Annotated in this window: 12 protein-coding genes; 3 read left to right on the top strand and 9 right to left on the bottom strand. The window is 53.5% G+C overall.

Annotated features, from left to right (window positions below; genetic code table 11):
* Positions 1-179: 179 nt before the first annotated feature.
* Genes hemG through pepQ form a run of 4 tightly spaced genes read right to left on the bottom strand, consistent with a single transcriptional unit; the run spans position 180 to position 4,152 of the window.
* Positions 180-716, bottom strand: coding sequence for a menaquinone-dependent protoporphyrinogen IX dehydrogenase (gene hemG / locus AC07U6_RS18775; protein ID WP_494764188.1), 537 nt, complete (start codon positions 714-716; stop codon positions 180-182).
* 14 nt (positions 717-730) lie between these two features.
* Positions 731-2,182: a Trk system potassium transporter TrkH gene (gene trkH, locus AC07U6_RS18770; protein WP_200547571.1), complete on the bottom strand. Its 1,452-nt coding sequence runs from the start codon at positions 2,180-2,182 to the stop codon at positions 731-733.
* Positions 2,183-2,209: 27 nt separating this feature from the next.
* Positions 2,210-2,821, bottom strand: coding sequence for an IMPACT family protein (locus AC07U6_RS18765; protein ID WP_494764189.1), 612 nt, complete (start codon positions 2,819-2,821; stop codon positions 2,210-2,212).
* Positions 2,821-4,152, bottom strand: coding sequence for a Xaa-Pro dipeptidase (gene pepQ / locus AC07U6_RS18760; protein ID WP_494764190.1), 1,332 nt, complete (start codon positions 4,150-4,152; stop codon positions 2,821-2,823). Before pepQ ends, AC07U6_RS18765 begins: the two co-directional genes overlap by 1 nt.
* 186 nt (positions 4,153-4,338) lie before the next feature.
* Between pepQ and fadB the strand changes: the two genes are divergently transcribed.
* Together fadB and fadA are read left to right on the top strand one after the other, a co-directional pair.
* A complete protein-coding gene (gene fadB / locus AC07U6_RS18755; RefSeq protein ID WP_494764191.1) occupies positions 4,339-6,525 on the top strand; it encodes a fatty acid oxidation complex subunit alpha FadB in 2,187 nt (728 codons plus the stop codon).
* A gap of 10 nt (positions 6,526-6,535) precedes the next feature.
* A complete protein-coding gene (gene fadA, locus AC07U6_RS18750) occupies positions 6,536-7,699 on the top strand; it encodes an acetyl-CoA C-acyltransferase FadA (protein ID WP_494764192.1) in 1,164 nt (387 codons plus the stop codon).
* Positions 7,700-7,796: 97 nt separating this feature from the next.
* On the opposite strand, the gene fre is transcribed toward fadA, so the two are convergent.
* Both fre and ubiD read right to left on the bottom strand, forming a co-directional pair.
* On the bottom strand, positions 7,797-8,498 hold the full coding sequence (gene fre / locus AC07U6_RS18745; RefSeq protein WP_494764193.1) for an NAD(P)H-flavin reductase: 702 nt from the start codon (positions 8,496-8,498) through the stop codon (positions 7,797-7,799).
* 45 nt (positions 8,499-8,543) lie between these two features.
* Complete coding sequence (gene ubiD / locus AC07U6_RS18740) at positions 8,544-10,028, bottom strand: 4-hydroxy-3-polyprenylbenzoate decarboxylase (RefSeq protein WP_494764194.1); 1,485 nt, start codon at positions 10,026-10,028, stop codon at positions 8,544-8,546.
* 170 nt (positions 10,029-10,198) lie between these two features.
* On the opposite strand from ubiD, the gene rfaH reads away from it, so the two are divergent.
* Entirely contained in the window at positions 10,199-10,687 is a 489-nt protein-coding gene (gene rfaH / locus AC07U6_RS18735) for a transcription/translation regulatory transformer protein RfaH (protein ID WP_494764195.1), read from the top strand.
* A gap of 67 nt (positions 10,688-10,754) precedes the next feature.
* Here the strand turns inward: rfaH and tatD are convergent, their stop codons facing one another.
* From tatD to tatB, 3 genes are all read right to left on the bottom strand, one after another.
* Positions 10,755-11,534: a 3'-5' ssDNA/RNA exonuclease TatD gene (tatD, locus tag AC07U6_RS18730; RefSeq protein WP_494764196.1), complete on the bottom strand. Its 780-nt coding sequence runs from the start codon at positions 11,532-11,534 to the stop codon at positions 10,755-10,757.
* An 80-nt stretch (positions 11,535-11,614) separates the two neighbouring features.
* Positions 11,615-12,376, bottom strand: coding sequence for a Sec-independent protein translocase subunit TatC (tatC, locus tag AC07U6_RS18725; protein WP_105595177.1), 762 nt, complete (start codon positions 12,374-12,376; stop codon positions 11,615-11,617).
* Positions 12,377-12,378: 2 nt separating this feature from the next.
* Complete coding sequence (tatB, locus tag AC07U6_RS18720; RefSeq protein ID WP_494764197.1) at positions 12,379-12,963, bottom strand: Sec-independent protein translocase protein TatB; 585 nt, start codon at positions 12,961-12,963, stop codon at positions 12,379-12,381.
* Positions 12,964-12,966: the final 3 nt, after the last annotated feature.

Below are 12,966 nucleotides of genomic sequence, written 5' to 3'. Positions count from 1 at the left end.
ACCTCTTTTTGAGAGGTTTTTTCCGGCGGTTCAGACAACTTCCTGAACCTCCAACACGCTGGCCTGTAAGCCGTTGTGCCGTCTCAGTGGTTGCGCATTATAGGGAGTTCTCGACGGCTGACAAGTGTTTATTGCAAATAAATTACCGAGCGAGCTTTTTTTCAACGAACCGCGTATTTTTACTGCAATTTGCCTGGTAATACAGCAAATTCATGGGCAAAACGGGCTACCTGCTGCCAGTCTGTGTATTCCACCTCTTTACTTGCATCCGTTTCACCACCGGTCATTCGCATAATCAGCTGAATCATGATGCGATCGAACAGCCCATAGCGTGGATATCGCAACGCACCTGCGAAAACCGCACAGCAATCAGGCTCCCACGGGGAATGCAAAAGGAACTTACGCGTATAAGCGTTGGTCTGCGGCGTACGCTTCTCTGCTTTTCTTGCCGTAAGATTTACCGAGAAAAAACCACTCTGCAGCTGCTGCAGTGAATTAAGGTGTTTTTTCACAAACTTCGCCACCTGCGGATGGAAATGTCCATAGCGAATGGATGCACCAATCAACACCCGATCGTACTGTGCCCAATCAATCTCGCCAACGTGATGAATATTGAAAACATCGCACTCCCTCTCCTTATTGAGTAAGTTTGCTATATAGAAGGCGATTTCGCGGGTCTGACCATCACGGCTGGAAAATAGAACTAGCGCTTTCATGATTACACTCTCACTTACTCACGCCAGAAGGTCGGCGTAAAAAGAACTAACAACGTAAAGACTTCAAGACGCCCAAACAGCATCGTCAAAATCAGTATCCATTTGGCGGTATCATTCATTGAAGTGAAATTATCAGCCACAACGCCCAGCCCCGGACCAAGGTTGTTCAGTGTTGCGGTTACGGCTGCAAAGGCGGAGAAATCATCAACCCCGGTTGCGATGATCGCCAGCATGCTGAGAATAAACACCAGCGCATAGGCTGAGAAAAACCCCCAGACGGCCTCCAGGATACGCTCCGGTAGCGCGCGGTTCCCAAGCTTGATGGTGTAAACCGCATTTGGGTGCACCAGTCTTTTCAGTTCACGCGACCCCTGCTTAAACAACAGAAGAATACGAATAACTTTCAGCCCGCCGCCCGTTGAACCGGCACAGCCGCCAATAAAAGCAGAACAAAGAAGCAGTACGGGCAGGAATAGTGGCCAGTGGGCAATACTGTCTGTTGTAAACCCGGCAGTTGTCGCCATGGATACCACCTGAAAGAATGCCTGATTCAGCGTCTGCATCCCGCTTTTATAAACGCCATGGAACCACAAAACGATCGTGCAGATAATGACGAGCGTTAACTGTACGCCAATAAACATGCGAAATTCGGGATCGCGCCAGTAAACCCGCAAACTACGTCCACTCAATAAAGAGAAATGCAGACCGTAATTACAGCCTGAGATCAGCAGAAAGATAGCAATAATCGTATTGATAGTTGGGCTGTTAAAATAGCCAACGCTGGCATCGTGCGTGGAAAATCCCCCAATTGCGATAGTAGCAAAGCTGTGACCTATCGCGTCAAACAGCGGCATACCGGCTACCCATAACGAAACGGCACAGGCCACGGTAAGCAATACGTAGATTAACCACAGCGTTTTGGCCGTCTCCGCAATACGCGGGCGCATTTTATTATCTTTTAACGGACCGGGCATTTCTGCGCGATAAAGCTGCATCCCCCCCACGCCAAGGATAGGCAAAATAGCAACGGCCAGGACGATGATCCCCATACCGCCGAGCCATTGCAACATCTGCCGATAAAACAGGATGGCCTTGGGCAATGAGTCCAGCCCCACCAGCGTCGTCGCGCCCGTTGTTGTCAGGCCGGAGAAGGATTCGAAGAACGCATCGGTAATTGAAAGGTTTGGCTGTTCTGCAAAAATAAACGGCATTGCACCTACACTGCCCAGTACGGTCCAGAACAGCACAACGATGAGGAATCCTTCTCGTGGTTTAAGCTCGCTTTTCTGCTTGCGGTTTGGCCACCACAGCAGGGTGCCAATCATCAGCGCCATAAAGAACGTCTGCGTAAATGCACGCCCGGCCCCATCGCGGTAAATTAAAGCCACCAGCCCGGGCACAATCATCGTGCCTGAGAACAAAATGACCAGTACACCCACTATGCGGGTAATGGCACGAAAATGCATTCTGCCGTTCCTTTCCTGACGTAATAGTTATTTAAGCGGAGCCAGCTGTAACAAACCCCGGCTGAAGTCCGACAGATTCTGAGAAAAACCCGCGACCTGTGCATGAGGTAACGCCAGAGTAAGCGTAATGTTTTGCAGAAACTCGCTATTCAGCAGTTGCCCATCAAAGCGAGCAATCATACGTTCTAAATCCCCCAACTGCGCATAGTCGCAGACCAGCAGGAAGTTCAGCATCGGGACTTTGATCTGGCGCGTTAACAGACGCAATGCCTGCTGCACACCGCCTCCATAGGCTTTGACCAGGCCGCCCATCCCAAGCTGAATACCGCCATAATAGCGCACTACAACAGCGGTAATCTCACCAATATTGTTACCCATTAGCTGTGCCAGCATCGGTTTTCCGGCAGTGCCAGAGGGTTCACCATCATCGGAAAACCCCAGCTTTTGCGAATCATCCGGCGCACCGGCCACCCATGCCCAGCAGTGATGCCGGGCCGTAGGATGCCCCTGCTTAATCTGCTGGACGAAAGCCCGAGCCGCCTCTACCCCATCCGTATGCGCCAGCAGGGTGATAAAGCGGCTTTTTTTAATTTCCTCGCTGAAGCTACAAGACTCAGCGGGGATTTCCCATGCCTCCATCAGGAAAGATGCAGATCGCGGGTCATATTTTCCACCCGATTCGCATGAATCACGACGTTATCCTCAATACGGATGCCGCCATAAGGCTTCAACGCATCAATTTTATCCCAGTCGAAGTGCTGGCTGAACTTGCCGCTGCGCCACGGCTCCATTAGGGAATCAATGAAATAAATCCCCGGCTCGATAGTGAGCACCATCCCCGGTTCCAGCATGCGCGTGCAGCGCAGGTAAGGATACTGCGCAGGTGCAGCCTGATAGGTACCACTGTCATCCTGCATAAATCCTGCGACATCATGAACCTGTAATCCCAGAGGGTGGCCTACGCCGTGCGGCATAAACGGCCCGGTAATATCCTCTTTAACCATTGCCTCGGCGCTGATCCCTTTTACCAGTTGGTGTTCAAGCAACAGACTGGCAAGGCGGAAATGCATCTGCTGATGATATTCGGTATAGCGCACACCGGCCTTCATCGTGGCGATGAGCGCCAGTTCCTCCGCATTCATATCTTTAATCAGCTGCGCATATTCGCTGCTCTCGCTGGCGGCATAAGTTCGGGTCAGATCTGCGGCATAGCCGTTATATTCAGCGCCGGCATCGATCAGGAAACTCCGTCGATGTTCAGGTACGCGATGCTCAAGTTTAGTGTAGTGCAGCACCGCAGCATGCTCATTGAGCGCAATGATGTTGTCATAGGGAACATCCGTATCGCGATGCCCCGTGGCGCTGAGATAGGCGATATTAATATCGAATTCGCTCATGCCGGACAGGAAGGCTTCTTTCGCCGCACGATGGCCGCTGACGGCAATCTTCTGCGCCTGACGCATACAGTACAGCTCATAGCTGGTCTTATAGGATCGATGGTAATGCAGGTAGTTAAGCACCCCCGCCGGATTAATCGACTCTGAGCTAAACCCCAGTTGTGTAGCGCGCGAGGCTACCGGGCCAATATAGGCAACATTTTCGCGCCCTGAAGGCAGCAGCTGCGCGATATCATTAGCATTTTTAAGGGCAACGATCTCGATTTCATCGGTCCAGAAACTCTGTGGCAACGGCTCTACGTTATGCCAGTAGTCCACCGGAGAGTAGAACCACAGTTTCGGCTTATTGACGCCATCAACCCACAGCCAGCAGTTGGGAACCTGCGTAACCGGCACCCAGGCTTTAAACTGAGGGTTAACCTTAAACGGATAGCTGTGATCGTCGAGAAACACCGTAAGAAGTTCCCCTGAATGAATCAGCATTGCATCAAGATTATGGCGCGCCAGTGCCTGCTGCGCACGCTGCTGCAGCGTTTTCACATGATCCTGATAAAGCGTTACCAGTGATTCCATTGCCCTGTCTCCGTGATGATCAAATTGTCCGCATCTTACCACAGCCTGCCAGGCCGTGCCGTTTTGCCTCAGCTGTGATCTTGTTTGCAAATCGGCAAACTCTCGTTTGCAAATAATTAACATAGCTCCCACACTCACGATCATCTGGTATGACCAGATCCCTTTATCGCAGCTCAGGAGACAGACATGCTCTACCAAGGCGAAACGCTTTCCCTCGACTGGCTGGAAGATGGCATAGCCGAACTGGTTTTTAATGCCCCAGGCTCAGTCAATAAACTGGATACCCGGACCGTGGCCAGTCTGGGAGAGGCGATTGCAGTGCTGGAACAGCAGCCGACGCTGCGTGGCGTATTGCTCAGCTCTGCAAAACCCGCCTTTATCGTTGGGGCCGATATTACGGAATTTCTCTCGCTGTTTACCGCACCGGCTGAACAGCTGGCGGAATGGCTGGCCTTTGCCAACCGTATTTTCAACCGTCTGGAAGATTTACCGGTTCCCACCGTCTCCGCTATTAATGGCTACGCGTTGGGCGGCGGCTGCGAGTGCGTGCTGGCAACTGATTTTCGCATCGCTACCGAAAACACCCGCATTGGCCTGCCGGAAACCAAGTTAGGAATCATGCCAGGCTTCGGTGGCTCAGTACGCCTGCCGCGTCTGCTGGGTGCCGATAGCGCCCTGGAAATCATTGCTGCCGGAAAAGATATCGACGCGGGCCAGGCGCTCAAAGTGGGCCTGGTTGATGCCGTTGTTGCGGAAGAAAAACTGTCTGCCGCCGCGCTGGCGGTATTGAAAGAAGCCATCTCTGGTAAACAGCCGTGGCGCGAACGTCGCCAGCCGAAGCTTGACCCGCTGAAACTGAGTAAAATTGAAGCCGCCATGAGCTTTACCACCGCCAAAGCCATGGTGATGCAAACCGCCGGCAAACACTATCCTGCACCGATAACGGCGGTTAAAACTATTGAAGCCGCTGCTAGAATGGGCCGCGATGACGCATTGAAGCTGGAAACCGCAGCATTTGTGCCGTTAGCGCGTTCCAACGAAGCCCGCGCCCTGGTGGGGATCTTCCTCAATGACCAGGCAATAAAAGCCAAAGCCAAAAAACTCACCCGTGAAACCGAAACGCCTAAGCAGGCTGCCGTTCTGGGTGCAGGAATCATGGGGGGCGGTATTGCTTACCAGTCAGCGTGGAAGGGCGTGCCGATTATCATGAAAGATATCAGCGAGAAATCCCTGCACACCGGAATGAACGAAGCCGCGAAGCTACTGAATAAACAGCTGGCGCGAGGAAAAATTGATGGTCTGAAACTGGCCGGCGTTATCGGTACCATCCAGCCAACACTGCATTACGCGGGCTTCGATCGCGTTGATATCGTCGTTGAAGCCGTTGTCGAAAATCCCAAAGTTAAAGCCGCCGTGCTGGCTGAAACGGAAGGACAAATTCGTCACGATGCAATACTGGCATCGAATACCTCCACCATCCCCATCAGCCAGCTGGCGAAATCGCTAACGCGCCCGGAAAATTTCTGCGGTATGCACTTCTTCAACCCGGTACCTCGTATGCCACTGGTTGAGGTCATTCGCGGAGAAAAAACCGCCGACAGCACAATTGCCAGCGTAGTCGCATGGGCCAGTAAAATGGGTAAAACGCCCATCGTGGTGAATGACTGCCCGGGCTTCTTCGTTAACCGCGTGCTCTTCCCCTACTTTGCCGGTTTTAGTCTGCTGCTGCGCGACGGCGCTGATTTCCGCCAGATCGATAAAGTGATGGAAAAACAGTTTGGCTGGCCGATGGGTCCATCATGGCTGCTGGACGTCGTGGGCATTGATACCGCTCACCACGCGCAAAGCGTGATGGCGGCGGGCTTCCCGCAGCGCATGAGTAAAAACTATCGCGATGCGATTGACGTCCTGTTTGATACCGGGCGTTACGGGCAGAAAAACCAGTCAGGTTTCTGGCGCTGGGAAACGGACAGCAAAGGCAAGGCGAAAAAAGTCAGCGATACCGTGACCGACGCTCTGCTGCAGGAAGTTTGCCAGCCGAAGCGCGAATTCAGCGACGGCGAAATCGTCGCCCGCATGATGATCCCGATGATCAACGAAGTTGTGCGCTGCCTGGAAGAAGGCGTTATCGCCTCACCAGCTGAGGCAGATATGGCGCTGGTCTACGGGCTGGGCTTCCCTCCTTTCCACGGCGGTGTTTTCCGCTACCTGGATACACTGGGCAGCGACCGTTTTGTCGCACAGGCCGAACCGTTTATTACGCTGGGGGCGTTGTATGAAATCCCGGACACGCTGCGCGAGAAAGCCAATAGCGCGGAAACCTGGTATCCCCTGGCAGCACCGCTAAGTGACGCAACTCTGAAAACGGCGTGAGGAAAAGAAAATGGAAAAAGTTGTTATTGTTGATGCCATCCGCACGCCAATGGGCCGTTCAAAAGGTGGTGCCTTTCGTCATGTACGTGCAGAAGATCTCTCCGCGCATCTGATGCGCAGTGTGTTAAGCCGTAATCCGGCGCTGGATGCCGCCTCACTGGATGATATCTACTGGGGCTGCGTGCAACAAACGCTGGAACAGGGATTTAATATCGCCCGCAACGCAGCGTTACTGGCGGAAATCCCGCATCGCGTTCCTGCAACAACCGTAAATCGCCTGTGCGGCTCGTCCATGCAGGCTCTGCACGATGCGGCACGAGCCATTATGGTCGGCGATGCGGCATCCTGCTTGATTGGCGGCGTGGAGCATATGGGCCATGTGCCAATGAGCCATGGCGTGGACTTCCATCCGGGTCTGAGCCGGAGTGTGGCAAAAGCCGCCGGCATGATGGGCCTGACGGCCGAGATGCTGGCTCGCCTTCACGGAATCGGACGGGAAATGCAGGATCAGTTTGCCGCGCGCTCCCATCAACGGGCCTGGGCCGCAACTCAGGCCGGGCATTTCAATAATGAGATTGTCTCCGTCTCCGGCCACGATGCCGATGGCGTCCTCAAACGTTATGACTACGATGAGGTCATCCGCCCGGATACCACGGTAGACAGTCTGGCAGCCTTACGCCCGGCGTTCGATCCGATCAACGGCACCGTCACAGCAGGCAGTTCATCTGCGCTGTCCGACGGCGCCGCCGCGATGCTGGTGATGAGCGAATCACGCAGTGCAGAACTGGGTCTGAAACCTCGGGCGCGCATTCGCGCCATGGCCGTGGTCGGCTGCGATCCATCTATCATGGGCTATGGCCCAGTACCGGCATCACAGCTGGCATTAAAACGTGCCGGACTAAACATCGATGACATTGATATCTTTGAGCTAAATGAAGCCTTTGCCGCACAAACGCTGCCGTGCATTAAAGATCTGGGGCTGCTGGATAAGCTGGATGACAAGGTGAATCTCAACGGCGGAGCTATTGCGCTGGGTCACCCACTGGGCTGCTCGGGTGCGAGAATCAGTACAACACTGCTAAATCTGCTGGAGCGCCACGATAAGCAGTTTGGCCTGGCGACCATGTGTATTGGGCTGGGTCAGGGAATCGCTACGGTACTTGAAAGGGTCTGATACGTTAGTCTGGAAGTTTCACTGTTCAATTTCCCGCCTGTCAGGGGCGGGTTTTTTACGCTAAGAGTGAACGGGGCAGGTTCACTGCCCTCTTGCATCAGAAGAAGGCAAACGCATCGCCAAACATGCGCGCTTCCTGAGCGCCACGCTCAGCACAGAAACGCTCACGGGCAATCTTCGCCATCTCAAAGCGGCCAGCAATATAGATATCGTGATCGGCCAGGCTGCCGTAATCCTGCATCACGGCGGTCAGCACCGTACCCGTACGGCCGGTGAAGCCCTCTTCCGTCTGCTCAACTACCGGTACAACTTTCAGATTCGGGTGCTTAACCGCCAGTGCGTTCAGCTCATCGAGATCGTACAGATGCTTCAGCTCACGTCCACCCCAGTAGATAGCGATATGACGGTCGGGCTGTTGGGATAGCGCCGTCAGAAGGATAGATCGTGCGTAGGAAAAACCAGTGCCACCGGCAATCAGCACCAGCGGACGATCGCCCTCTTCACGCAGCCATGCCTCACCGTGCGGAATATCAACGGTAATCTGACGCTGCTGCTGGATACGTTCCATCACCGCCATCGCATAGAGGTTCAGCTCTGATGCACCGATATGCAGCTCAATGATATCTTTTTCCATCGGCGTGGAAGCCAGAGAGAACGGACGCTTATCACGCTCGTCCATCACCACCATCAAATATTGCCCTGCGCGGAAGCTGAAATCAGCTTCCGGGATCATACGGACGCGGTACACGGTATCAGTAATCGCCTCTACCGAGGTCACTTTACAGCTTAAGGTTGTCATGCGTTCCCTCTGTCGGGTCGTCATTATCATTTGACCACCGGTGCATCAACGCGCCGGTGTATCACTCAAGATGCCTAACTCATCCCAAATTGCATCAATGCGGGCGGTAACGGCAGGATCTTTGCGGATCGGCGTTCCCCATTCACGCTGCGTTTCACCGGACCATTTATTCGTGGCATCAAGACCCATTTTGGAGCCCAGCCCGGAAACCGGTGATGCGAAATCAAGGTAATCGATCGGCGTATTTTCTACCAGTACGGTATCACGGGCAGGATCCATACGTGTAGTGATCGCCCAGATAACGTCATTCCAGTCACGTGCGTTAACATCGTCATCGCACACAATAACAAATTTGGTGTACATGAACTGCCGCAGGAATGACCATACGCCCATCATCACGCGTTTAGCGTGCCCGGCGTACTGTTTTTTGATGGTCACCACGGCCAGGCGATACGAGCATCCTTCCGGCGGTAAATAGAAGTCAACGATTTCCGGGAACTGCTTTTGCAGAATCGGCACAAAGACTTCATTCAACGCCACACCCAGCACGGCAGGCTCATCCGGCGGCCGTCCGGTATAGGTTGAATGATAAATCGCATCCTGCCGCTGGGTTATGTGGGTGATGGTAAACACCGGGAAGCTATCCACTTCATTATAGTAACCAGTGTGATCGCCATATGGCCCTTCTGGCGCCATTTCACCCGGTTCAATATACCCTTCCAACACGATTTCAGCACTGGCAGGCACTTCTAAGTCGTTAGAAATGCACTTCACAACTTCGGTTTTCGTTCCGCGCAGCAGGCCGGCAAAGGCGTATTCGGATAGCGTATCCGGCACCGGAGTGACGGCACCAAGAATGGTCGCCGGATCGGCACCCAGCGCGACGGATACCGGAAAGCGCTCACCGGGATGCTGCTGGCACCATTCCTGAAAATCAAGCGCACCGCCGCGGTGGGAGAGCCAGCGCATAATCAGCTTGTTCTTGCCGATAACCTGCTGGCGGTAGATGCCCAGGTTCTGCCGCTCTTTTAGTGGGCCACGCGTAACGGTCAGCCCCCAGGTCACCAGCGGTGCTGCATCATCCGGCCAGCATTTCATTACCGGAATCCGACTTAAATCGACCTCATCTCCCTGCCAAATCTGCTGCTGGCAGGGAGCATTACGCAGCCGTTTGGTCGGCATGTTCAGTACCTGCTTCCACTGCGGCATTTTATCGAAGAAATCACGAAAACCACGCGGCGGTTCCGGCTCTTTCAGGAAAGCCAGCAGGCGACCAACATCGCGCAGTGCTTTAACATCTTCCTGCCCCATCCCCATCGCAACGCGATCCGGCGTGCCAAACAGGTTGCACAGTACCGGCATACTGTAGCCTTTCGGGTTTTCGAACAATAATGCCGGACCGCCGGCGCGCAGCGTGCGATCGGCAATTTCGGTCATTTCCAGATCGGGGTCGATCTCATGTTTGATGCGTTTTAATTCCCCACGCTGTTCAAGCAGAGAAAGGAAGTCGCGTAAGTCGTGGTATTTCATGACTTTCCATCAATACGGTCAGTGAGTCGGCCATTATAGTGCCGATTCGGCGCTGAGGGTTAGTTTTGTTGGCAACTTTACGCCAGCGGCACTCCTCCTACGCCAATCTCTCTATATCTCTGAAGATGACTTTGCTATTCTTATCGGCCGGATAATTTAAAAGTGACGTTATGGAATCCTGGTACTTACTTTACTGCAAAAGAGGTCAGTTACTGCGCGCGAAAGAGCACCTTGAGCGCCAGGACGTGCATTGCTTCAGCCCAATGATTACGCTGGAAAAGATCGTGCGTGGAAAACGAACTCAGGTCAACGAGCCGCTGTTCCCCAACTATATGTTTATCGAGTTTAATCCTGAGTCGATTCATACCACCACCATCAGTGCTACGCGTGGCGTCAGCCATTTTGTTCGCTTTGGGAATCAGCCTGCAATCGTGCCACTGAAAGTGATCGATGCGTTGCAGAATGAGCCTGCGCTGAACAGCTTTGATGGGGGTATTGCTCAGCCGGGTGATACGGTGATTATTACGGAAGGGGCATTTGAAGGGCTACAGGCTATCTATACTGAACCCGATGGGGAAACACGCTCAATTCTATTGCTGAATTTGCTCAACAAGCAGGTTATCCGCAGCGTAGGCAACTGTCAGTTCGAGAAACTGTAGCAGTTACCCAGCCGTTAAGCGCCGCTCGATATCCGACGATCGGTGCCTCCCGCTTAATGTCGCTTATTTACAGCCGAAATATCCGACGCGCATTTTCCGCCGTCTTCTCTGCCAGCAGATGAGCATCGTCACCGCGCAGCAACGCAACCTGCTCAACAATATGCGGCAGGAAGCAGGGTTCATTACGACGCGAGGCAGGACGCGGGCGCATATCTCTTGGCAGCAGCCAGGGCGCATCGGTTTCAAGCAGCAGTCGGTCTGCCGGGATCAGCGGCACCAGCTCACGCAGCTCCAGCCCTCTTCGCTCGTCGCAAACCCATCCCGTGATACCAATTGATAAGCCCAGCGCAAGGCAATCCTCTAACTCTTGACAATTGCCGGTAAAGCAGTGCAGAACCGCTGCGGGCAGCATGGGTAACCAGGGCTCAAGGATAGAGATAAAACGGCTGTGGGCTTCCCGACAGTGGAGAAAAACGGGCAATGACAGTTCGGCGGCCAGCTCCAGCTGGGCATTGAAGGCATAGGCCTGTTGCTCAGGCTCAGAGAAATTGCGATTAAAATCAAGACCACATTCGCCAATGGCAACAACCTGCGGCATTTCAGCCAGCCTGCGCAGGGTCGTCTCTGTTTCACCTGACCATTCGCTGGCATGATGGGGATGAACACCCGCCGTTGACCAGCAGTAATCCGGATGCTGAAGCGCAAGGCTTTGCGCCTGCTGGCTCTCCAGCGCGTTGGTTCCGGTGATCAAAATGCCGTTAACGCCAGCGTCACGCGCGCGTTTCACCACCTGCTTACGGTCTTTAGCGAACTGGGTGCTGGTCAGATTTACACCAATATCAAACATAGTCTCTTCCAAACGGTAACCGCCCTGACGGGCGGTTAGAAAATAGTGTTTGTCCTGCCTGAGCAGCCGGTAGCAGAAGCTTATTGCGATTCAGTATCCTGCTCTTCATCATCGTCACCACGTTTTTGCCCGACGTAGAAACGAGAAACCAGCACGCCCACTTCGAACAGGCAGTACATCGGAACGGCTAACAACGTCTGGGAGAAAATATCCGGCGGTGTCAGTAACATTCCCACCACAAACGCGCCTACCAGTACATAAGGGCGCTTGGCCTTCAAATCTTCCGGGGTGGTCACCCCTGTCCAGCAGAGCAGAATGATGGCAATCGGCACTTCAAACGACACGCCAAACGCCATAAACAGCGTCATGACAAAGTCGAGATAGTTATTGATATCCGTCGCAATCTGTACGCCCTGCGGCGCGGTTTTTGCGAAGAAGCCAAACGCCAACGGGAAGACGATAAAATAGGCGAAAGCCATTCCAAGGTAGAATAGGAATGAACTGGAAAACAGCAGCGGCATGACCAGCCGACGCTCGTGACGGTACAGGGCCGGGGCAACAAACGCCCAGATCTGATAAAGAATAATCGGCACGGCGAGGAAAATGGACACGATTACGGTCAGCTTAATTGGCGTCAGGAATGGCGAAGCCACATCCGTCGCAATCATGCTGGCACCTGAAGGCATCTTCTCGATCAGCGGCGCAGCAACCATCTGATAAATGTCATTAGAGAAATAGATCAGACAGAGGAAAATCACCAGAACGGCGATAATGCAGTTTAACAGACGCTTACGTAACTCAATCAGATGACTGATAAGGGGCTGGGTATCTTCAACGGCCATATTTATCGTTCATCACTCGGTTGTGTGGATTTTGCGGCTACAGGAGAAGCCGTGGGAGCCACTGGTTTCTGCAGGGAAACCACGCTCTCAGTCTCTGGGATCTTTGGCGCTTTTGGTTCAGCGACAGCGACCACGGACGGTTCAGTCGGAACGTCAGCCGGCTCCGGTGCCTGGGCAGGCGCAGACGCCTGATGATCGGCTTGCGATGGTGTCGCACCGTCATGAGGAGTCTCGTTTTTCACCAACGGATTGTGAATAGTGTGCGCTTCTTCATCCGCAGCCTTCTCATTGTCGCCCAGGTAGGAACGCTTGAACGACTCTGCCGTCTGCTTCAGTTCCTCTACAGAGGCCTTCAGCTCGGGAGAAAGGCTATCCATACTGGCCTTTTCGATTTTCTTCAGGCCGTCCTGCAATTCCTGAAGCTTCAACTCCTGCGCCAGTTCGTTCTGCACGCTGGTCGCCAGCGAACGTAATGCCCGTATCCAGCCAACAACGGTTTTAACCGCTACGGGTAAACGTTGCGGTCCGAGTACTACCAGACCAATAATGAATACCAGTACCAGTTCACTAAAGCCTATGTCGAACACGGT

It is taken from the genome of Erwinia sp. GW821-FHT03D09, assembly GCF_059420805.1.
The sequence above is the reverse complement of the archived record's forward strand: the minus strand, read 5'-3'. Positions and strand labels throughout refer to the sequence as shown.